The organism is Pseudoalteromonas aquimarina (assembly GCF_049257255.1).
Taxonomy (GTDB): Bacteria; Pseudomonadota; Gammaproteobacteria; order Enterobacterales; family Alteromonadaceae; genus Pseudoalteromonas.
Genome location: NZ_JBMMUG010000006.1, coordinates 165,356 through 186,846, shown reverse-complemented (window position 1 = coordinate 186,846; position 21,491 = coordinate 165,356). Strand labels below are relative to the sequence as shown.

Sequence of the window (21,491 nt, the reverse complement as noted above, 5' to 3'; positions counted from 1 at the left end):
TTTTTTGCAAAGTTAAAAAGCGGCATTAGATGCCGCTTTGGTGGTTGAGTTGAGAATTCTTTTAGTATTTAGCGGCACCTGTAGGCAGCGCGTTTAAAATAAATTCACGTACATCTTGGTTGGAAGTTTCTAAATCAGCGCGGCGAAGGTACATCATATGGCCGCTCTCGTAGCCTTTAAAGCTTAAGCGTTCACGCATCTTGCCACTTGGGTCTAACTGCCACATGGTGTATTTGGCATCAAAGTAGTTCGTTGCACCGTCAAAATAACCAGACTGCACCATCACTTTAAGATAAGGGTTTTGCGCCATAGCTAAACGCAGGTTTTCACCGGTTTTATTATTTGTGCGATCCCATGGATGAACAGAGCCAAACATGTTGTATTTAAGGTCAGTTTTGTAGCCCAGTTCTTGCTGTAAATAATAGTTAATTGCTGGGGTGAATGAGTGTAGCCAAGACGTTAATTCAGCCCAGTAATCAGGGCGGCTTCCTGCATCACGTTTATCAATGCCTTTATAACGAGAATCTAAACGACCTACCGTAAAACCTTCTTCACGCAATAACTCTTTCCAGAATGCATCATTTGGAATATCCAAGTTATTACGTAGTACAAAGGTTTCGCTTAATGCGGTGTAGTTAGCAATTGTTGCGGCAATTTGCTGCTTTTCGTTTGTATCGATAAAGCCACCTTTGCTAATAGCAGGAATGGCTTTATTGATAGTGAAATCTTCAACTTCGGCTAAAAACGTTGTTAGTGGCATGTTTTGATATTTGGCATCTAGCTTGTTGTGATACCAAGCCGTTGCGGCAAAATAAGGAATACGGTTAGCAGCTTCAACCGGGCCTTCACGTTTAATGCCGATTTCCGTTGGTGATACTAAAATCACCCCGTTCAAATACATCCATTGGCGGTTTTGCAGTTCAAGGGCAAGGCCTGAAACACGGGTTGTACCGTAGCTTTCACCAATTAAAAACTTTGGTGATAACCAGCGATTATTGCGCGTTACAAAGGTATTGATCCATTCAGCAAGGTATTCGATATCGGCATTAACACCAAAAAATAGCTCTTTTTGTTTGTCTTTGCTTGGCAGCTCACCTTTGTCGTTTTCAAGTATGCGAGAGTAGCCTGTGTTTACAGGGTTTACGTAAACAATATCGGCAACATCAAGTACTGAATAAGGGTTGCTTTTTACACCATATGGTTGGACTGGGTAACCTTCATCATCAATATTTAGAATTTTTGGCCCTGTGTAGGCTAAGTGCATCCATACTGATGCAGAGCCTGGCCCGCCATTAAATGAAATCAATAAAGGGCGTTTGCTGTAGTCTTCAACATCTGATTTTTGGTAGTAGGTATAATGCAAACTGGCAATAGGGTTGCCTTGTTTATCCCACACTGGCTGCGTGCCAACCGTTGCGCTGTATTTGATCTTTTTACCTAAGATTTTAGCTTGATGGTTGGAAGTTTGCTTATCGTCTATGGTTATTTTTCTTTCTGTCGCGTGTGATTGGCTACTTATCACAAGTGCAGAAAAAACAAATAACTGGAAAAGTCTTTTCATGTTGGCACTGCCTATAAAATAGTTTGTTGAGTTAATAAACAGACTACTTAATTTCAACTTACTAGGTCAAAGAGAGTGAGACCAATATAGGCATTTTTTCGTTGAATTACTAAAACTACCCTATACTGGTTAATAGCGCTTAAAAACTGTGAGTAATTATCTGTAAGGTTATTTAGTCACTTAAAGCGAAGTTAATGGTTGCTTTTGCAGTTGAGAACACACTGAAAATAAAGCTGAACTTATAAAGCTCCCAGTTACGTATATTAAAACGATAAATTCTGTCTCAGCTAACTGATTCAAATAAGGAGAAAGTTATGCCTCAAACTCCAGTAGCAGATAAGCATACGACTTTTGCCAGATGTTTAGAATGTAATAAAGTTGGACTTTTTGCCCCCCTGCATTGGCTCGCGCTTGGCTTTAAAGATATGGCAAGTGCACCCATTTTAAGCCTGTTTTACGGGGTAATATTTAGTATTATTCCCATTGCTATTTTGTATTTTGTTTATCAATCTGGCACGCACTTAGTGATTTTACCTGCAACCGTAGCATTTGCCTTGATTGGCCCAGCCTTTGCTGTTGGTTTATATGACATTGCATGGGAGCTTGAAAAACAACATAAACCCACCTTGAGTCACAGTTTAAAATCGATGTTCCGTAACCCTGTTGGGGAGTGGGGGTTTGCAATTTTACTTATGGTGGTGATGATTATTTGGATGCGTTTAGCGGCCTTAGTGCATGCGCTTTATCCAAATAGTGTAAATCCAACGTTAGAAGAACTATCAGCTTTTCTTACCCTAGGGTCATTTATAGGTGCAATAATGCTTGGTAGTGTATTTGCCATTTCAGCATTTACCCCACAAATTATGATGGAGCGCCGAGTCGATATAATGACAGCCGTGGTGTCATCTATTAATGCAGTGAAAGAAAATATAGGTGCAATGATTGTTTGGGCATTTTGTATTGTTGCATTAGTTGCTCTTGGCTTTGTAACCGGTGCAACCGGATTTATTGTAATTATGCCGCTACTTAGCTACGCCAGTTGGCACGGTTATATCGCCATAATTAAACATAAAGGCCCTCGTGGTTACGAATAATCTCATGGATTTTAATAAAAAGGGTGACGTTTGTTACCCTTTTTTTAATGGTTCTATGGTATAAGGGTGTGAAAATAATAAGCCTATATAAAGGCAGCTAAGCTTAGTTGGAGTGTAACTATGCAACGTATTTTAATCGTTGAAGACAGCAAAATGGTGCAGCAAGTGCTGCGTCACTTGGTATCACAATATTTATCAGTGCCGGTAGATTTTGCCGCATCATTACGTGAGTCTGCGGGACTGATTAAAAACAACAAATATACCCTTGCTCTTGTTGATTTAAACCTACCTGACGCCAGTAATGGTGAAGTTGCAACGTTAACCTTACGTTGTGGTATTCCAACACTTGTACTTACTGGCAGTATCGATGAATTTAAACGCCAGCAAATGCTTGAAATGGGTGTTGTTGACTATGTGTTAAAAGAAAACCGTGACTCTTATACTTATGCGGTAAAGCAACTCGCTCAGTTGCTTGGGAATCAAGGAACTAAGGTGTTGGTGGCGGATGACTCGCAAACTAGCCGAACTATGATGCGCCAAAACCTTGAACGTTTGCTTTATCATGTCGAAGAGGCAGAAGACGGCGAGCAGGCGTATCAAAAATTATTAGCTGATGAGACGATAAAGCTTTTACTAACTGATTATGCGATGCCAAAGAAAGATGGTTTTGAGCTGGTTAAAAGTATTCGAGCCAAACGTGGGCGTGACAGTTTAGGTATTATCGGAATTTCGGGCTCTGGCAGCCAAAGCTTATCTGCAAAGTTTATTAAGCATGGTGCAAATGATTTCTTAACAAAACCTTTTGCGCCAGAAGAGTTTCATTGCCGTGTAATGATGACAATGGAGCAACTAAACTTAATTGAAACCATTAAAGATGCTGCAAATAAAGATTATTTAACTGGGTTATATAACCGCCGTTATTTCTATCAAGCAGCAGAGCAAAAAGTCGCTGAGCAATCTGTACTAAGTATAGCGGTAATAGATATTGATCACTTTAAACAAATTAATGATACCTATGGTCATCAAGCCGGTGATGAAGTGCTGAGCTTTTTATCAAACAAAATGGCTGAGCAATTTGGCAATGTATTGATGGCGCGTCTAGGCGGTGAAGAATTTGCCGTTTTGTTTAATAACGAAGATCAAGACAGCGCATTTGAAAAGCTCGATGAATTGCGTTTTTCACTTGCCAATATGCAAGTTGAAGCAGCTGGTCAGTTTATTAGTTTCTCAATCAGTGCTGGTGTTGCACAGTTGCAACAAGATGAAGAGCTTACAGAGCTTATTAATCGCGCCGATGTTGCGCTTTATGATGCTAAAGGTGGTGGGCGTAATCAGGTGGTGATCCACCAATAAAGAAACGTTTTAAGCGTAAAGCTAAGAGCCCATAATCGACGCTCTTAGCTTTTAATATGCTGAAATCTGAAATCTGAAATCTGAAATCTGAAATCTGAAATCTTTTACAGCTGCGTAAACTCAAGCAGTTGTCTTAATTTTGTTGCCTGTCTGCGAGAAATTTCCACAGTTTGACCATTGCTTAAAGTTGCAGTTAAACCGTAGCTAATAGCTTGTTCCATGCTTTCGATAGCGTCAAGTCGAATAATATCTGAACGGCTTGCTCTAAAGTAATGTCTTTCGTCTAATTTAGCTTCAATTTTGTTTAATGAGCTGTGTAGGTATGCTTTACCATGTGGTGTGTAAATTGCTGCATGGTTACCAATTGACTCAAAACGAATAATTTCACGAAGTTCGATAATGCGCATGGTTTCGCCATATTTTACCATTAATTTATGGTCATCAGGTAAACCCGTGTTGGATGCATTTTGTTCAATACGCTTTTCGAGTTTTTCAATGCTTTCGGCTAATCGCGCTGGGTTTACAGGTTTTACTAAGTAATCCATGGCATTTAACGAAAATGCTTCAACAGCAAATTGGTCATACGCAGTACAGAAAATAATGTTTACATCATCACCAAGAGATTCGGCTAACTCTAAACCCGTAGCGCCAGGCATGTGAATGTCTAGGAAGATAGCGTCTGGTTTATGCTCTGCAATCTTTTCACTTGCTTCTTCAGCATTTTTGGCTTCATCAACAATTTCAATTTGGCTGTGCTTTGACAGCAGGCGCTTTAATTCACTGCGTGCAAGACGTTCGTCATCAACAATTATTATTCTAATACTCATTGTTAAAAGTTAACTCCATCGTGTAAGTGTTTGCATCACATGTTTGTGTTGCACTGCAAATATTGCCCATGCCTAATTGGGTAATTAGGTTATCTAGCGGTAAATCGCCTGACTTGATTCTGGGTGATTGTGTTAAGTTAAGTGTAAAAACAACAGCGCTGCCAACTTCTTTTGTTGTGATAATGAGTTCGTTGTGACTAACGCTGTAAATATCTTTTTTGATAAACACATACTCAACTAAGGGTAAAAGTACTGAGCAAGGCAATGGGTGAGGGCTTACCAGTTTGCATAAATGTTTTGTCAGGGTAAACCTTTCTTCTAAGCGCAGCGCTTCGAGCTCAAGCAAATGTTCAAGCTGTGTTAAATCATCGCTAAAGCTTGTATTTGTTACACCATCATTCAGTTGATAACGAATTAGCTCGGCTAATTTGCCTAGTAAGTCGCTCGCTAAATCTTGATTTTCGAAAATCATATAGCGGATAGCATTCATGCTATTAAACAAGAAGTGTGGATTTAATGGTGCTTCCGCATTTTTTTCAAACATATAAAAAGAAAGTCTCTTTTTTGACAGACTATTTTGAGTCTATCGATTTTATAATTATCTCGCCAATTAAAATGATAAACGGCAAAAAAGTAAGATGAGTGGTTACGCTGTTTTTTCGAGTTGCTGTTGCCAATCAATCGGCAACTCAATAATCACTTTTCTATGTTTACCTTTTTTCACCATTACCATGCTCGCTTCTTGCGCATACATATGCTCTAAGCGGCTTTTTACATTATCGTAATGTTCTGTATCTAAAAAGAATTTACCATGACTTTGGTGGGCTATTTCTAATCGATATTTATTGTGTTTAATAAATCCAACAATACTGAGCTCACCATCACGTTGGCGCGCGGTATTGAGTAAAAACGAACAGATAAAAATTAATGACATGCTTGGCACATTTGGTCCAACCGCTTCGTCATGAAGTTTTATATTATGGCTTACGGGCGCACGTTTTTGCTCTTTTAATAAATCAAGGTAATTAACTAAACTGGTGACTTCATCATTTAGTTTTGCATCAGCAGCTTTACTGGACATTAAGTTGTAACGAAACAAATCAGACGCCTTAGTAACCAGCTCTGCCGCCTTTTCTTCATCAATATCAATTTGTTGCTTAATCGCTTCCATGGTATCAAACAAAAACTCCGGATTAACGCGATTAGTTAAAATTTGCAGTTTTTGTTTCTTTAACAACAGAGCAAGTTGTTTGTAGTTAGAAATGCCGGCGGCAAAAACATAAAAGTAAGCCCAAACAACAATAAAAACAACATTGTAAATTACATAAGCAACTAGCGATTCACCTAAAGTGTCTAGGTGCATAATGCTATTCACATACTCTTCTAAAGAGTAGGGTGTAAGCGAGACTAAAATTGGTAAAAAGTCTAAAGCAATAATCACCAAAGCGGTCACAGTAGAGCTCGCCAAAATGAGTAAAAACGACTTCCACTTGGTTGTTGCAAAGTTTTTGTAATGCTTATAAATACCGCGCAGCACAATATGAAATACTGCAAAGATCATGATTAATTGATATGTGGTGAGTATCAACGCGCCAACTAAACCAAGTTGAATAATTGGCATTGATTCAGCATCAGGCTCGTGAAACACACCCCAGATACCTAAATAACTTACTAAGAATGAAATAACTAAAATAGGCCCTTGATAACGCCAATAATTAGGGCTGGTATTTCGAATATAACTGAAATTCATAACCGTATTAGGACCTTTTATTAAAGTGGTAACGTTAAACACGCAACGTATTTATCGTCTTTTAACGCGGCGTTTAGTGAAGCGTTTTCGTTGTACATTAGCTGTAAGCGTTTAATCAGGTTTTCTTGGCCAGTACCTGTACTTTCTACTTTGTAGTTACCGGTGTAAGTGGGGTTGCTTACGGTAACCACTAATTGGTTTTTATGCTTTGAAATATCAACAACCAACAAGCTTTGCTCTTGCCTTGGTGCAATACCATGTTTAATAGAGTTTTCTATCAAGGTTAGAATGCCCATGGTAGGCACTTTAATGTTTAAGCAGGTTTCATCTACGTGCATTTCAATTAACAAACGTTCTTCCAAGCGGATATGCTCAATATCGAGGTAAAACTCACAAATACGCAGTTCTTCTTTTAATTTTACAGTGGGATGTTTATTTGCAGTTAAATTGTAGCGAAACAGCTCATTAAGTTTATCTATCAGCTCTTTGGCGAGTTGCTTATCTTCGAAAATCATGCCACGAATACTGTTAAGTGAATTAAACAGAAAATGCGGATTAAGCTGACTCATTAATAAGGCAATTTGGCTTTGTTTTAGTTGGTTTTTAACTTGAAAACCACGTTTCAATGCAGAGAGTGGGAAATAAAAAAGTAACCATAGAGAAAAGAAGCCAAGCTGAGATTTAAATCGCTTTGAATAAGCGCGGTCAATCGCTTCTTGGTCGCCCTGATGAATTTTATCGAGCTCTTTTCGTGCATTGATGTGTGCTTGATCAAAACCCTCTTTAAAGCCTTTTTTAAATTCAGCTTTAGCAGATGTATCGGCATCAGGTTGCTCTTTGCTTTGAGTGTCTTCAGTTTCTTCTTTTTCTTCTATGGGTTGATTTAGCGGATCTTTATCAGGGTTAGCTTGGTAGTAAGCGATTTCGTTATGAATTGGCACAAAATAATTGCGACTTACTTCACGTACATTGGTGCCAATAATGCTACCAATTAAAACAAGTACGAAACCACATAATAATCTTTTTAATATTCCTGTGTCTTTTTCACGCAGGAATTGTAGAGGGGCTCGAATTAAAAAGTGAGTGATGATAAAAAAAATGCAGATTCTCACACCTGTATAAGCAAGTATGTTCGCTATGCCATGCATGTCTTTGTCAGTGTCAATATCTGACAAACCACCAACTAGCAGAATGACCGCGATAAGCGCTTGGATAACCCAATAAGCCATGTGCTTATATATCCTTTGTTATTGATTTTTAATTCCATTGAGTTGGTAAAGTTCAGGGTTATATACCAACTCCGTTGGTTCATATTGTGTCAAAAACGGCTACTAAAGCAAGTTTTCAATATTTCTCTTTTTGCACCAAAACGTTCATAAAGCCAATGTTTATGCACCCTTGTGGTGCGTTAACTTTCTTGTAACACATTGTAAATTACTTAACCTTATGAATTAGATAAAAAAATATTATTGGCACAAAGGTTGGATTTAACTTGTACAAATTAAAAAAACGACAACAGGTACATCTTATGAAAATGATCAGTGCGATTATTAAGCCATTTAAGCTTGATGATGTGAGAGAGGCAATGTCAGATCTTGGCATTGAGGGCATGACAGTAGTTGATGTTAAAGGTTTTGGCCGTCAACGTGGGCATACTGAATTATATCGTGGTGCAGAATACCAAGTTGATTTTATTCCAAAGATCAAAGTGGAAATTGCAACACAAAGTGACAATGTAGACCGTGTTATTGAAGCAATTAGCAACGTGGCACAAACCGGTAAAATTGGTGATGGCAAAATTTTTGTATACGACCTAGAACAAATTGTTCGTATTCGTACGGGCGAACTAGACGAAGCAGCAATTTAAGGGGAATGTCATGGAAAATACAGTAGTTGAATTGAAATTTGCACTCGATACTTTTTACTTTTTAATGTCGGGCGTATTAGTAATGTGGATGGCAGCAGGTTTTGCCATGTTAGAGGCTGGTTTAGTTCGCTCTAAAAACACCACTGAAATCTTAACGAAAAACGTGGCACTTTATGCAATTGCATGTACCGTATATTTAATTGTTGGCTACAACATTATGTATGTGGACAACGCTGAAGGCGGTTTTTTACCTTCACTAGGTGCACTAATTGGTACTGAAGCTTCGGATGCAAATCACTCATTACAATCAGACTTCTTCTTCCAAGTAGTGTTTGTTGCAACGGCAATGTCAATTGTCTCTGGTGCTGTTGCTGAGCGCATGAAGTTATGGTCTTTCTTAGTATTTTGTGTTGTTTTAACAGGCTTTATTTATCCACTTGAAGGCTACTGGACATGGGGTGGTGGTTTCTTATCTGCGATGGGTTTTGTTGATTTTGCAGGTTCAGGCATCGTACATATGGCGGGTGCAGCAGCTGCGCTTGCAGGTGTATTACTTTTAGGTGCACGTAAAGGTAAATACGGCAAAAACGGTGAGATCTATCCAATTCCAGGCTCTAACTTGCCATTAGCAACGCTTGGTACGTTTATTTTGTGGATGGGTTGGTTTGGTTTTAACGGTGGTTCTCAATTACTACTTTCAGACAAAGAAAATGCAACTGCAGTAAGCCAAATTTTACTGAATACCAACGCAGCAGCTGCAGCTGGTGCAATTGCCGCTTTACTACTTTGTAAAGTGTTATGGCGCAAGGCTGATTTAACCATGGTGTTAAACGGTGCATTAGCAGGTCTTGTGGTAATCACAGCAGAGCCTGCATCACCAAGCCCATTACTTGCGGTATTAGGCGGTGCTTTAGGTGGTAGCTTAGTTGTATTTAGCATTGTAGCACTTGATAAGGCGAAAATTGACGACCCAGTTGGTGCAATTTCTGTACACGGTGTGTGTGGTTTCTTAGGTCTTATGTTAGTGCCGTTTTCCAATAGCGATGCAACCTTTGTTAATCAACTTATTGGTGCACTTGTTATCTTTGGCTTTGTTTTTGTTAGCTCTTATATTGTTTGGGCAGTACTTAAGAAAACCATGGGTATTCGTGTTGGCGAAGAAGAAGAAATTAACGGTATGGACCAACATGATTGTGGTGTAGATGCATACCCTGAATTTGTGACTGTAAGAGGCAATATCTAAGTCGTAAATTAAAAGCGTAACGTTAAGTTACAAAGTTCTTTAAAAGCCCAATGCTTATTGCTATTGGGCTTTTTAATTTGTGATATTATCCTATGCTTAAAGTTGTAGTTAAAAACGTGCTTAGATTATGAAAATTAACTTATTAATCGCCGAAGATGATGTCTGTTTAAATGACCTCGTTGCTTCAAGTCTCACAGAAGAATACCAAGTATCACAAGCGTATAGCTTAGAGCAGGCGAAATCATTATGTGAACAATCGGATTTTAGTGTCATTGTATTAGATTATTACTTTCCTGATGGTAATGGTGTTGAGTTAATTAAGTACGTTAAAAAACAAACCAATCCCCCGATAATTATTTTTTTAAGTGCCTCTGAAGAGCTTGAGGTAAAAATGGCTGCTTTTGATGCAGGTGCCGCAGATTGGATTGATAAACGTACGTTTATTCCGCCACTGTTAATGATTAAAATTAAAAAAGCGTTAGCCAACCAGCAAGAGTTCGATGCCCTTAAAATAGCAGAACAAAATGCCAACACAGCGGTGTTTTCAGCTATGTCTGATTCATTTATGTGGGGTAACACCGCAAGAGCTATTCAAGCGTGCTTATCATGTACTAATTATGATGAATTTTTACTGCAGATCTTTTCTTATTTACAGAGCTTAGAGCTAACGGCTTCTGTTGCATACAGTGAAAACACCAAAATCAGCTATTGGGACAGTCCTTCAGCACGTGCCAGCGGTATGGAAGAAGATCTCTTTAAATTGGTAATGCAACGTGATGACCGCATCATCAATGCTGGGCGCAGATACTTCTTCAAAGACAATAATATCTGTATTTTGATAAAAAATATGCCTGAAGATGAGGTTCGCAAAGGTCAAATTTTAGATGTGGTAGCAGCCTATATTGAGTGTGCTAATCATCAAATTAATACCCTTAATCAAGAGTATGTAAAGCAGCTTTATTTTAAGAAAATAGCCTTTGAATTGGATGATCTTCAACAAAAAATGGGGCACTTTACCGAGCAGACTCAAAAAATTCAAAGCAACCAATCATTGGCTTTTTTTGAGATTTTTAGTCAATTAGAACTCACTAACGATGAAGAAGCAAAACTGACAAAAGTAACAGATGAAACACTTTTAAAGTTTGAAGAGCTTGCATTTAGTCATGTAAAAATCATCAACACGTTAAATAACGTCATTAAAGATTTTAAACGTCAGCTTTCTTAATTCAGCACGTTAGTTTAAAGCTTTTCATGGGTAGGTAACGTAACTGGTTATTTACCCGTGTTGAGTGAAATAACTTAAACTCTTTAAATTCTACTTCGAAGGGCGTTATAGCCTTTTTTATTTCAGGTTGCTGTTTGCAATTTCTTTTAAGCGTTACATGGGGATGAAAATCAAACGGATTTTGATAAATACCCAAACGCTCTCCCTCAGTGCGCAGTGAGGTTGCAAGCACATTCAGCGGTGTGACTAATTCGCATGGCTTTAAAAAGAAAATCCCCGTATTTGGCCAATAGCCCGTCTCTGCAAAGCGTAATTTAAATGAGGAAAATGTTAGGCTTTTTGCATATTCAATAAGTAGCAATTCATTTGCAGGCGACACATTTGGTAAAAATGCTAGGGTTAAATGTAAGTTGCTTTGCAACACAGACTTACGTTTATCATCAACTTGGTGTGATAACCAATTGAATATGTGCGCTTTGTTTTCTTGGCTAAAATCTAAGCCAAAAAATAACCGTTTATTTTCTTGATTTTTATCTATCATCTTTTAATATTTGCTTATGCGTATATATGGCTAAGCGAATTTATGGCTGTTGCACAATTTCACAAAGCGCTCAGTGAGCAAACACGCCTCAGAATTATGGCGTTAATTTTAGAACATAACGAAGTGTGTGTCTGTGATCTCGTTACTGTACTTGAAATGCCACAAGGATCGGTAAGTCGTCATTTAAGTTATCTAAAAAAATCAGGGTTAGTTGAGTCAGTTACTCGCGGTACGTGGCGTTTTTATCAACTTAATCAAGCGATGACAGAGCCATTATTAACGATATTAAAGCTTACGCTCGATTCACTCAAAAGCGATTGCCAAGTGCAGCGCGACTTAACGTCTTTTAAATCTTCAAATTGTTAGGCTGATTATTATGAAAATTGCGATTAATGGCTTTGGCCGTATGGGTAAGTTGTTAGCACGTATTGTGCTTGCAGAGGGAAATCATCAGCTGGTTTATATTAACGACCCAGCTGCCAGCAATGAAGCGATTGCACATTTATTAGCGTTTGATTCGGTTCAAGGGCGTTTTAAAGACAATGCAATTCATGCTGATGACGCGTTTCTTTATGTTGAAGAGCATAAAATAGCGTTATTACATGAAAAAGAGTTAACCGCATTACCGGTAGACAATATCGACTTACTGATTGACTGTTCTGGTTTATATCGTCAATCAACACTGTTTCAGCCGTTACTTGATAAAGGATTAGAGCGTGTGTTGGTATCGTGCCCAGTTAAAGACGAAGGCGCGATTAATTTAGTCTATGGCGTAAATCACGATTTATACCAAGCGGATAAGCATCAAGTAGTAACGGCAGCATCATGTACCACCAACTGCTTAGCCCCTGTGATTAAAGTGCTAAAAGAAACGGTGGGTATTAAACGTGGTTCTATGACCACCATTCACGACATTACCAATACGCAGACGATTGTTGATAAAGCGCATAAAGATTTACGCCGTGCTCGTGCCTGTGGTGAGTCGCTTATTCCAACAAGTTCTGGCTCAACAACGGCAATTATGACGATTTTTCCTGAGCTGCAAGGTAAGCTTGATGGTTTAGCAGTTCGCGTACCTTTATTAAGCGGCTCGTTAGTAGACTTAGTTATTGAAACGGAAAAGCCGACCAGCGTTGAAGCAATTAATAATGCTTTTGAAGAAGCTAAAAACGGTGAACTAAAAGGAATTTTAGATATTGAAATGCGTCCGCTTGTTTCTGTTGATTTTGTCGGTGATAGCCATAGTGCAATTGTTGATGGATTATCAACACAAGTAATTGATAGTCACCTTGTTAAGGTGCTTGCATGGTACGACAACGAAATAAACTATGTATCGCGTATGAACGATATTGTGAATATGATTGCGGCTTCTTAAATTGCCTCATATTGACACCTTCTGCTAAACCTTGGCGTGAAAACGCCTTGGTTTAGGCGCTAAAACTCTCTTATATCTCAAACTTAAAACTATGTTAGCAGCAACAAAAACAGTTAATCAGGGTATCAAAGACTATATTCAAATCACCTTTGCTTATTGGGGGTTTACGTTAACCGATGGCGCGCTGCGCATGTTGGTGGTGCTTTACTTTCATACACTTGGTTATTCACCGATTGAAGTTGCCATGCTGTTTTTGTTTTACGAATTTTTTGGCATTGTGACAAACCTTTTTGGCGGTTGGTTAGGTGCGCGCTTTGGTTTGAAGATCACTTTGTTTAGTGGACTGTTTTTGCAAATAAGTGCGCTGGTGTTACTGGCGCAAATTCAGTGGTTGAGTGTTGCTTATGTCATGGCATTGCAGGCCATATCGGGTATTGCTAAAGACCTCAATAAAATGAGTGCTAAAACCGCAATTAAACAGTTGGTACCTAAAAATGAAAATAGCACGCTATTTAAATGGGTTGCACTGCTAACTGGATCAAAGAATACGTTAAAAGGCTGCGGTTTCTTTTTAGGTGGGTTGTTGTTAGCGGTATTTGGTTATCAACACAGTTTATATATTTTAGCATCAGGGCTTGGCGTAATTACATTGCTGGTGGCTTTGCAATTAAAAGGGAGCTTAGAAGCAAAAGCGTTTAAACCCAAATTCAGTCAAATATTTTCATCAAGCAACAAAGTAAACTTACTCTCGTTTGCCCGCTGTTTTTTATTTGCCAGTCGCGATGTATGGTTTGTTGTTGCATTACCCGTTTTTTTAACCATGCAAGCCGGTTGGACAAGTACAGAAGTGGGCACCATGATGGCAGCTTGGGTTATTATTTATGGCATCTTTCAGTCAACTACGCCAAAAGCGTTTAAGCTATTGAATAAGCAAGCCAATGCGCGCGCTGCGTTGATTGCTGCAATCGCGCTGTTAATGGTGATATTACTAATGCTGTTAGCTTCTTACCTAAGAGTGCCATTAGTTGATATCGCTATTTTAGGACTGATACTCTTTGCAATTATTTTTGCCATTAACTCTGCTATTCATTCTTTTTTGATTGTGCATTATGCCCGTGATGAAGGCGCATCAATGGATGTGGGGCTTTATTATATGGCGAATGCTTGCGGCAGGTTATTTGGGACTGTGCTTTCAGGAGTGATTTATCAGCAGTTTGGGCTAGTGGCTTGTTTGATTGTTAGCGGCTTATTTATAGCGATTTGCTTGCCGATTACTGCGAAATTAACGCAAAACAGTTAAACTTCAGCAAAAAATTGTTGGACGTTAGTTTTGCTACCCATTCAAAGTGTTTATCACACACTAGTTACTGAATTATCAAATAACGAGCGAGTTGTATTGCAGGCACCACCGGGTGCCGGTAAATCAACTTGGTTGCCATTACAGCTAATCAAAGATAACCACTTTAAACGTATTATTATGCTTGAGCCACGTAGGCTCGCTGCGCGTAATATCGCAAGCTTTCTGGCTGAATGCTTAGATGAACCATTAGGGCAAATCATTGGTTTACGCATTCGAGGTGAAAGTATTGTTAGCAAACAAACACGCCTAGAAATTGTCACCGAAGGCATGCTCACTCGCATGTTACAAGACGATCCTGAGTTAAACGGGGTCGATTTAGTTATTTTCGATGAGTTTCACGAGCGCTCAATTCAGGCTGAAACAGCATTGGCACTGGCATTTGAGGTGCAACTGGCGTATCGCGACGATTTAAAATTGCTGATCATGTCTGCAACCTTAGATGGCGAGCGGCTATCAGCAGAGTTTGATGCGCCTTTAGTACAAAGTGAAGGCCGTCAGTTTCCAATTTCTGAAGTTTATACGCCGCTTACTAATGAAGCTGATTGGCTGTCACACATTGCGCCGCTTACACTTAAAGCCATGGCTGAGCAAACGGGCAGTGCTTTAGTTTTTTTACCGGGTGTGAAAGAAATTAAAGCCGTTGAAAGCGCCTTACTTGATGCTAAAAATGCAGGGCTTATTGAGCAAAATACGGCTATTTATGCGCTTTTTGGCAAGCAAGATAAAAAAACGCAGCAAGCAGCATTAAAACCATGTGACGGTGACAAACGCAAAATCGTGCTTACCACGAATGTTGCTGAAACCAGTTTGACCATTGATGGCATTCGAATTGTGGTGGACTCTGGGAAAGAGAAAATTACCCAATACAATGTTAAAAATGGCATCAGCCAATTACTTACTGTGAATATTGCAAAGTCGTCAGCGATTCAGCGTGCGGGTCGTGCGGGTCGAATCGAAGCGGGTGTTGTTTATCGCCTTGGTAGTAAAGAGCTGTTTGAACGCCGTGCTAATCATGCAACCCCAGAAATATTGCGAAGCGATATTAGCCAACTTGTTTTAGAGTGCGCTAATTGGGGCACGCACATCAACGATTTAGTCTTGCTTGATAAACCAAGCGCAAAACAAATATCTGCAGCAACCGAGTTATTGCTGATGCTTGAGGCGATAGATGCTGATGGCAAAATCACTACGCTTGGCAGAAAAATGTTAAGTTATGGTACTGAACTTCGCTTTGCCCATATGCTGATTAAAGCTGAGCAGCTCGATGCGAATTACTCTGGTATTTATCATTTAGCTGTCTACTTGGTCGCACTTTTTACCAGTCAAACGAATCGCAGCAGTGATATTGCTACAGGTCTGACCCTGCAACTTAATACGCCGCATGGGAGTTTTGAAAAAGAGCTGACACTTTGGCTTAAACGCTTAAAGTTAAAAGCGGTTCGAACCCTTTCCCTTGAGTATTTATCGCTCGTTATGGCGCTTGCATTTCCCGATAGAATTGCACAAAAGCGCGGAAATGGCCTGCGTTTAGCTAACGGTGCAGGTGCCACGTTACATTCCGATTTCCCGCTGCAAGACCCTTTGCTTTGTATAGGCGATATGGGCGGTGCCACTGGGCAGCATATATTTAATGCCTGTAAATGTGATTTAACACTGATTGAAAGTGTATTGCCTTATTTGTTTACCAATAAAGAGATTGCGCAGTATGATGAAAATGCTGGGCGCTTTATTGCTGAAACCCATTACTGTTTAGGGCAACTCGTGCTTTCGCGAAAACCAAGCTGTAAAACCTTAAGTGCGGATGAAAAAGCCACTGCGTGGTGCAGCATTATCGCTAAAAAAGGGTGGCAATTAATTACCTTAGATGAAGATGCTGAGCAATATATAGTGAGACTAACGCTTGCGCATAAATATTTGCCAAATGAATTTCCAGCCATCAATAAACAGTGTTTATTTGAGAGCTTGGCAAGCTGGTTGGCACCTTATCTACGCGACGTAAATAGCCTGAACGCCCTAAAAAAAGTAGCGATTTTACCTGCGCTCAAAAACCTAATTGATTGGCAACAGCAAACGCGTTTAGATGAGCTGTTGCCCGAACGTCTTGCTGTACCAACCGGGTCAAAACTAAAAATTCAGTATCAAGTTGATGGACCAGCAAAGCTCGCTGTGAAAATGCAGGAGATGTATGGTGTTGCCACTACGCCAACCCTTGCTAGTGGTCATTTAGCGCTTGCTATCGAGCTACTGTCACCCGCCATGAGGCCACTGCAAATTACTCAGGACTTAGCAGGTTTTTGGGCATCGAGCTATCGCGAAGTGCAAAAAGAAATGAAAGGACGCTACCCTAAACATTTCTGGCCGGATGATCCCGCTAATGCCAAGGCAACTAACAAAGTAAAAAGCAGAATGTAATTTCACTCTGCTTTTTTGCGGTATAAGTTAAATTTGGGTCACGTTATGATGCAGTTGTGCTGCAAAGAATAAATGACACACTAATACTACCCCAGTAATGCGTTCACGCATGCGCTGATAATCAGGCGCTAAAATCGGCCAATCCTCTGTGCGCTTTTGCAATGCCAGTATAAACACATAGCATGCACCTAAATAGAGTAGGGCAAGTTTTGTATCGAAGAGGGCAAGTGCCAGCGTTGGAATTGTCGGTAACACTACCAGCCAATTAAACTTATTGCTATTTGATGTACGCCATAGGCTGCCAGCCACAAAACTCATAATGCTAATGCTGTAAAATAAAAACGCTTGGCTTAATAATGGGTGTTCAAATAAAAAGTGGGCACCTACTAACAATAAAAATGGCACTAAGCCAAGATAGCCCAAAAATGTTTGATTGTTGTATTTAGACATAAGCATACTTCGCAATTGAGATTAATAGTGATTGTACGCGAGAATAGTCAAATTTGTTTAGTTTATTATGGATTTGGATAAACTAGCTTTGTTATGCTGTTTAGAGTTTAAGCTCTATTTTGGCGGTTAAGTGGGTACTCTTCAACAAACGCAAGATTTTAGCTGGCCTAATAACTGGCTTAATGATGCACATATTAGCGAACTAAAATTAATTTTTGCTAGTTGTTTTAAAGGCATTTCATGCGATGAGTATTATTTAAAGTACTTTGAAGATAGCAAAGCGTTTAAGCGCGTGCTGCGACTGTATTATGCTGATGAGCGTATTGTCGGTTATTGCTTACTTACCTTTGAACGCTCAAATAAAAAGGTTTTAATTCGTGCATCTGCGGGGTTTTATCCTAAATTCCGACAAGGTGGCAATACCCTTTCATTTTCAATCCAGCAGGCATTTAAATACTGGTTAACGCATCCTTGGCAGCAAATTTATTATGCCGATACTATGCTCAGCCCAGCAATGTATCGCGCAATAGCTAAACGTGTGGCAATTGTTTATCCCAGCAAGCAGTTTTTAAACGCTGGGCAATCTTTGTTTGCGTTGTTTAACGCTTCAGGCATAGAGAGTAGCTATACAAAAACCACGTGTTTAGTGAAAACAGGGCGCAGCAGTAATTACAATGCACAAGAGCTAGACGCCTTTTTTTCAAGTGATAAACCTGAAATTACCTTTTATTGTAATGCAAACCCAGATTTTACATCTGGGATTGCGTTGTTTGTTATTATTCCCGTAAACCTAAAGCAGTTAGTGCTTACACTTTTTAAGTAGACTAGTAAGGCAGCGGGTATTTACGCCAAATTTCATCCACTTGTGCCATAAAGTCAGCTGGCAAGTCGAGTTCAAATGCTGCCACGTTTTCTTGCAATTGTTTAAGTGTCGTTGCGCCAATGATGGTCGATGTTACGCCATCAACTTTATCGCACCATGCCAGTGCCAGTTGGCTAGGTGTAATGCCTAACTTTTTGGCAAGTTGACAATATTCAGCAACGGCTTGCTGTGAAAACTCTGTATCTCTAAATAACCCTTGACGCTGAATAAGTGTCCAGCGGCTGCCTTCAGGGCGTGCATTATTGAGGTATTTACCGCTTAGCATGCCAGTTGCCAGTGGCGACCAAGGTAAATAGGCAATGTCTTCGTGCACGCAGTGCTCAATTAAATACGGCCAATCTTTTGCGTGCAGTAAATTAAACTCATTCTGAATCGATACCGGTCTTGGCAAATTATGCTCTTTGGCAAGCTCAATAAACGTATGAATACCCCAAGTGGTGTCATCTGACAGACCAAAATGGCGGATTTTCCCAGCTTTAATACAGTGGTTAAGCCCCTGCAAAATATCGAGCATTTGTGCTTTATGTGCCTTTGTATCGACATCAGTAAAACTAATCTGATTTGGTCTATGCTTTGCGAAATGCGGTGAAGTACGATTTGGCCAATGTAACTGATATACGTCGATGGTATCGATTTGTAGGCGTTTTAAAGATGCATCAACAGCGTCAATAACCGCTTGACCAGTGATGTCTGAACCATTTCTTACCCAAGGTAAGCCATTGCCTGCAATTTTGGTTGCAATCACCCAGTCATTTCGTTTCTGTGGGTTTTTAGCAAAGTAATTACCAATGATCTCTTCTGTTTTACCGTAAGTTTCTGGTGTGGGGGGCACAGCATACATTTCAGCTGTATCCATAAAGTTGATACCACATTCACTGGCAAAATCAATTTGCTGATCGGCATCTTGTTGGTTGTTTTGCACACCCCATGTCATGGTGCCTAAACAAATACGAGAAACATCAAGATTGGAACTGCCTAATTTTGCGTATTTCATAGCTAGCCTTCTGATTTTTAGAATGAGTTTTTAGAGTAACGCTTTGCTGTTATTAATTCTGATGATTTTGTATGAGCCTGTTACCAAGCGCAGTTTATTTAATGTACAACAAAGAATCATTTGAAAGTTATAATGGGGGTTTAAAGTGGTATTGGCAATGAAATGCGATACAAAAATCGGTATGATTAACACGATTTTTCTCAATTCTAAGTGCAATGACAGATAAAAAGAAACCAGCTAAAGCCACAACAGCAAAAACGGCCAGCAAAAAGAAACCTCGCGCTAAAAAGCAAGCTCCAACACGTAATCAACCGAGTTGGATTAAACGTATTGCTGTTTTTTCATTTAAGCTTGGTATTGGCCTATGTTTGGCACTTGCCCTTTATTTGATTTACTTAGATAGCAAAATAAGCCACAAATTTGAAGGCAACAAATGGCAGTTGCCAGCGCAGATTTACGCGCGTGCGATGACATTCTATCCCGGCCAGTATTTATCAAAAGATGAAGTAATTTGGGAATTGCAGCGTTTAAATTACTCTGAAGTTAATCGTATTAATAATACTGGGCAATATGTTATTAAAGGCAACTCCATCCGCATTTATCGCCGCGCTTTTGAGTTTTATGATGGTGCTGAGCAGCAACTGGGGTTTGATTTAATTTTTGGCCCTAAAAAGCTTGCAGCGATTAAAGGTGAGCAAGGGGAAAGCTTGTCTATGGCGCGATTAGAGCCAGTGCAACTGGCGCGTCTTGCTAACGAAACCAAACAAGATCGTGAGTTTGTGCCGCTCAGTCATATTCCTAAAGTAGTGCAAGAAACCTTACTTTTGGTTGAAGACCGCGACTTTTATCAACACCATGGTGTTTCAGTATGGTCAATTGTCCGTGCCCTTGTGGCTAATATCCGTGCTGGTCGCACAGTACAAGGTGGTAGCACGCTGACGCAACAATTAGCTAAGAACTTTTATTTAAGTCGTGACCGCACCCTAACGCGTAAAATTAACGAAGCGCTAATTGCCTTAATTCTAGACTTTAGATACAGCAAAGATGAGATTTTAGAAGCCTATTTGAATGAGGTATACCTTGGTCAGTCGCGCTCACAAGGAGTACACGGGTTTGGTCTTGCCAGTGAGTTTTACTTTGGTAAACCGCTAAATGAAATTGAATACGACCAAGTTGCTTTATTAGTAGCGATGGTCAAAGGGCCGAGTTACTACAATCCGCGTCGTTTTAAAGAGCGTACGATGGAAAGGCGTGATTTAGTGCTGCGTTTAATGGTTGAAAACGGTTTAATCTCAACGAAAAGCTACAAACTGGCACTTGCGCGTGACATTAAAATAGAGCCGCTGTCGCGTTTTGATATTAATCAGCATCCAGGTTATATGGATTTAGTGCGCCGCGAACTACAGGATATTCTTGATTCGAAAGACACTATTGATGCTGGGGTACGGGTATTTACGTATTTCGATTTACAAAAACAAGCTGCAATGGAAAGCTCGTTTGAAAGTGGCTTACCTTATTTAGAACGTTTAAAATCAACGTCAAATTTAGAAGCTGCGATGTTATCGGTAAACATCAAATATGGCGGTGTTTCAGCATTAGTGGGCGCTAGGGACAGTGATTTTAATGGTTTTAATCGCGCGTTAGATACCAAACGTAATATAGGCTCATTAGTTAAGCCAGCCATCTATATGACGGCATTTGAGTCAGGTAAATATACCTTAGGCAGTTTGGTTGACGATGAGCCAATGGAAATTGGTGATGAAGCCGGTCATACTTGGTCACCGTCTAATTTTGACCAAAAATTCCGCGGTAAAATGCCACTTTATCAGGCGTTTAGTCAAAGTATTAATATGCCAGCAGTGGCGGTTGGTTTAGATCTTGGCTTACCAGCTGTCACTGAGTCGATTAAACGCTTAGGGGTTGAGCAGTCTATTAATCAATACCCGTCGTTATTACTAGGCGCACAAGAGCTTTCGCCTATTGATGTTGCACAGATGTATTCAACCATTGCGTTTGATGGTGACTACCGCAAAATCACCTCAGTTGCAGCAATTACGAATGCGGTTGGTGAGTTGATTTATCAGCATCAAAGCACTCCGATAAGACGTTTTTCACCAGCTACTAGCTATATGACCAAGTATGCAATGCAGAAAGTGACGCGTGAAGGCACAGCGAAACGTTTAAAACAGCATTTCCCAACTATTCAGCTAGCGGGTAAAACAGGGTCAACCAACAACTTACGAGATAGTTGGTACGCAGGTTTTGATCAAAACACGGTAACGGTTACTTGGGTGGGTCGTGATGACAACAAACCAACTAAGCTTACCGGAAGTGTAGGGGCGCTTGAATTGTATATTCGCTATTTAAGAAAGCTCAATCCAGAGTCAATTGCGACGGCACGCCCTCCTTCAATAAAATGGGCGTTTGTAAATACAGAAACAGGTAAGCAAGCACCACCAGGCTGTGGCACGGTTTTAAAATTACCAATTCCTGCAGAGCAATTTAATGCGAGGCCGCGCTGTAATTAATACAGCTCGGCTGCTTTTACAGTTGCAA

The 21,491-nt window shown here is 39.8% G+C and carries 19 protein-coding genes; 11 read left to right on the top strand and 8 right to left on the bottom strand.

The genetic code is table 11. From position 1 onward, the window contains the following. Positions 1-61 precede the first annotated feature (61 nt). Positions 62-1,561 (bottom strand): S10 family peptidase, encoded by a 1,500-nt coding sequence (locus AAEU29_RS16020; protein ID WP_421974246.1) that lies wholly within the window; start codon positions 1,559-1,561, stop codon positions 62-64. 314 nt (positions 1,562-1,875) lie between these two features. On the opposite strand from AAEU29_RS16020, the gene AAEU29_RS16015 reads away from it, so the two are divergent. Both AAEU29_RS16015 and AAEU29_RS16010 read left to right on the top strand, forming a co-directional pair. Then, on the top strand, positions 1,876-2,655 hold the full coding sequence (locus tag AAEU29_RS16015; RefSeq protein WP_421974245.1) for a DUF2189 domain-containing protein: 780 nt from the start codon (positions 1,876-1,878) through the stop codon (positions 2,653-2,655). 120 nt (positions 2,656-2,775) lie between these two features. After that, positions 2,776-4,008, top strand: a complete 1,233-nt coding sequence (locus AAEU29_RS16010; protein ID WP_421974244.1) for a GGDEF domain-containing response regulator — start codon at positions 2,776-2,778, stop codon at positions 4,006-4,008. Between the two features lie 104 nt (positions 4,009-4,112). On the opposite strand, the gene AAEU29_RS16005 is transcribed toward AAEU29_RS16010, so the two are convergent. The 4 genes from AAEU29_RS16005 to AAEU29_RS15990 form a co-directional block, all read right to left on the bottom strand. Then, entirely contained in the window at positions 4,113-4,835 is a 723-nt protein-coding gene (locus AAEU29_RS16005; protein ID WP_372768169.1) for a LytR/AlgR family response regulator transcription factor, read from the bottom strand. Further along, entirely contained in the window at positions 4,825-5,379 is a 555-nt protein-coding gene (locus AAEU29_RS16000) for a histidine kinase (protein ID WP_421974243.1), read from the bottom strand. Before AAEU29_RS16000 ends, AAEU29_RS16005 begins: the two co-directional genes overlap by 11 nt. 102 nt (positions 5,380-5,481) lie before the next feature. Beyond that, entirely contained in the window at positions 5,482-6,585 is a 1,104-nt protein-coding gene (locus tag AAEU29_RS15995) for a histidine kinase (RefSeq protein ID WP_421974242.1), read from the bottom strand. Positions 6,586-6,605: 20 nt separating this feature from the next. Beyond that, on the bottom strand, positions 6,606-7,814 hold the full coding sequence (locus AAEU29_RS15990) for a sensor histidine kinase (protein WP_421974241.1): 1,209 nt from the start codon (positions 7,812-7,814) through the stop codon (positions 6,606-6,608). Between the two features lie 299 nt (positions 7,815-8,113). On the opposite strand from AAEU29_RS15990, the gene AAEU29_RS15985 reads away from it, so the two are divergent. The 3 genes from AAEU29_RS15985 to AAEU29_RS15975 all read left to right on the top strand — a co-directional run bounded on the left by AAEU29_RS15985 (position 8,114) and on the right by AAEU29_RS15975 (position 10,920). Next, on the top strand, positions 8,114-8,452 hold the full coding sequence (locus tag AAEU29_RS15985) for a P-II family nitrogen regulator (protein ID WP_038642771.1): 339 nt from the start codon (positions 8,114-8,116) through the stop codon (positions 8,450-8,452). 10 nt (positions 8,453-8,462) lie between these two features. After that, a complete protein-coding gene (locus AAEU29_RS15980; protein ID WP_421974240.1) occupies positions 8,463-9,695 on the top strand; it encodes an ammonium transporter in 1,233 nt (410 codons plus the stop codon). Positions 9,696-9,822: 127 nt separating this feature from the next. Further along, positions 9,823-10,920 carry a response regulator gene (locus tag AAEU29_RS15975; RefSeq protein WP_421974239.1) on the top strand — a complete coding sequence of 366 codons (1,098 nt, stop codon included), beginning with the start codon at positions 9,823-9,825 and terminating at the stop codon, positions 10,918-10,920. A 1-nt stretch (position 10,921) separates the two neighbouring features. On the opposite strand, the gene thpR is transcribed toward AAEU29_RS15975, so the two are convergent. Continuing rightward, the gene (gene thpR, locus AAEU29_RS15970; protein WP_421974238.1) at positions 10,922-11,461 is read right to left on the bottom strand and encodes an RNA 2',3'-cyclic phosphodiesterase; all 540 of its coding nucleotides are present in this window, start codon (positions 11,459-11,461) and stop codon (positions 10,922-10,924) included. 42 nt (positions 11,462-11,503) lie between these two features. On the opposite strand from thpR, the gene AAEU29_RS15965 reads away from it, so the two are divergent. From AAEU29_RS15965 to hrpB, 4 genes are all read left to right on the top strand, one after another. Continuing rightward, complete coding sequence (locus AAEU29_RS15965; protein ID WP_421974237.1) at positions 11,504-11,827, top strand: ArsR/SmtB family transcription factor; 324 nt, start codon at positions 11,504-11,506, stop codon at positions 11,825-11,827. 10 nt (positions 11,828-11,837) lie between these two features. After that, entirely contained in the window at positions 11,838-12,836 is a 999-nt protein-coding gene (locus AAEU29_RS15960) for an ArsJ-associated glyceraldehyde-3-phosphate dehydrogenase (protein WP_421974236.1), read from the top strand. Between the two features lie 91 nt (positions 12,837-12,927). Then, positions 12,928-14,136: an organoarsenical effux MFS transporter ArsJ gene (gene arsJ / locus AAEU29_RS15955; protein WP_421974235.1), complete on the top strand. Its 1,209-nt coding sequence runs from the start codon at positions 12,928-12,930 to the stop codon at positions 14,134-14,136. Positions 14,137-14,166: 30 nt separating this feature from the next. Continuing rightward, a complete protein-coding gene (hrpB, locus tag AAEU29_RS15950; RefSeq protein WP_421974234.1) occupies positions 14,167-16,608 on the top strand; it encodes an ATP-dependent helicase HrpB in 2,442 nt (813 codons plus the stop codon). 27 nt (positions 16,609-16,635) lie between these two features. Here the strand turns inward: hrpB and AAEU29_RS15945 are convergent, their stop codons facing one another. Further along, positions 16,636-17,058 carry a DUF3429 domain-containing protein gene (locus tag AAEU29_RS15945; protein WP_421974233.1) on the bottom strand — a complete coding sequence of 141 codons (423 nt, stop codon included), beginning with the start codon at positions 17,056-17,058 and terminating at the stop codon, positions 16,636-16,638. A gap of 130 nt (positions 17,059-17,188) precedes the next feature. Here AAEU29_RS15945 and AAEU29_RS15940 point away from each other — a divergent pair, with 130 nt between their 5' ends. Then, positions 17,189-17,881 (top strand): hypothetical protein, encoded by a 693-nt coding sequence (locus AAEU29_RS15940; RefSeq protein ID WP_421974232.1) that lies wholly within the window; start codon positions 17,189-17,191, stop codon positions 17,879-17,881. A gap of 1 nt (position 17,882) precedes the next feature. On the opposite strand, the gene AAEU29_RS15935 is transcribed toward AAEU29_RS15940, so the two are convergent. Next, a complete protein-coding gene (locus tag AAEU29_RS15935) occupies positions 17,883-18,935 on the bottom strand; it encodes an aldo/keto reductase (RefSeq protein ID WP_421974231.1) in 1,053 nt (350 codons plus the stop codon). Positions 18,936-19,150: 215 nt separating this feature from the next. Here AAEU29_RS15935 and mrcB point away from each other — a divergent pair, with 215 nt between their 5' ends. Further along, positions 19,151-21,463, top strand: coding sequence for a penicillin-binding protein 1B (gene mrcB / locus AAEU29_RS15930; RefSeq protein WP_421974230.1), 2,313 nt, complete (start codon positions 19,151-19,153; stop codon positions 21,461-21,463). Positions 21,464-21,491: the final 28 nt, after the last annotated feature.

Coding starts and splice junctions, on each gene's coding strand:
- AAEU29_RS16010 (WP_421974244.1), top strand. CDS start 2,776: ATGCAACGTATTTTAATCGTTGAAGACAGCAAAATGGTGCAGCAAGTG.
- AAEU29_RS15980 (WP_421974240.1), top strand. CDS start 8,463: ATGGAAAATACAGTAGTTGAATTGAAATTTGCACTCGATACTTTTTAC.
- AAEU29_RS15945 (WP_421974233.1), bottom strand. CDS start 17,058: ATGTCTAAATACAACAATCAAACATTTTTGGGCTATCTTGGCTTAGTG.
- AAEU29_RS15965 (WP_421974237.1), top strand. CDS start 11,504: ATGGCTGTTGCACAATTTCACAAAGCGCTCAGTGAGCAAACACGCCTC.
- AAEU29_RS15975 (WP_421974239.1), top strand. CDS start 9,823: ATGAAAATTAACTTATTAATCGCCGAAGATGATGTCTGTTTAAATGAC.
- AAEU29_RS16015 (WP_421974245.1), top strand. CDS start 1,876: ATGCCTCAAACTCCAGTAGCAGATAAGCATACGACTTTTGCCAGATGT.
- thpR (WP_421974238.1), bottom strand. CDS start 11,461: ATGATAGATAAAAATCAAGAAAATAAACGGTTATTTTTTGGCTTAGAT.
- AAEU29_RS15960 (WP_421974236.1), top strand. CDS start 11,838: ATGAAAATTGCGATTAATGGCTTTGGCCGTATGGGTAAGTTGTTAGCA.
- AAEU29_RS16005 (WP_372768169.1), bottom strand. CDS start 4,835: ATGAGTATTAGAATAATAATTGTTGATGACGAACGTCTTGCACGCAGT.
- AAEU29_RS15995 (WP_421974242.1), bottom strand. CDS start 6,585: ATGAATTTCAGTTATATTCGAAATACCAGCCCTAATTATTGGCGTTAT.
- AAEU29_RS15985 (WP_038642771.1), top strand. CDS start 8,114: ATGAAAATGATCAGTGCGATTATTAAGCCATTTAAGCTTGATGATGTG.
- AAEU29_RS16000 (WP_421974243.1), bottom strand. CDS start 5,379: ATGTTTGAAAAAAATGCGGAAGCACCATTAAATCCACACTTCTTGTTT.
- mrcB (WP_421974230.1), top strand. CDS start 19,151: ATGACAGATAAAAAGAAACCAGCTAAAGCCACAACAGCAAAAACGGCC.
- AAEU29_RS15990 (WP_421974241.1), bottom strand. CDS start 7,814: ATGGCTTATTGGGTTATCCAAGCGCTTATCGCGGTCATTCTGCTAGTT.
- arsJ (WP_421974235.1), top strand. CDS start 12,928: ATGTTAGCAGCAACAAAAACAGTTAATCAGGGTATCAAAGACTATATT.
- AAEU29_RS15935 (WP_421974231.1), bottom strand. CDS start 18,935: ATGAAATACGCAAAATTAGGCAGTTCCAATCTTGATGTTTCTCGTATT.
- AAEU29_RS16020 (WP_421974246.1), bottom strand. CDS start 1,561: ATGAAAAGACTTTTCCAGTTATTTGTTTTTTCTGCACTTGTGATAAGT.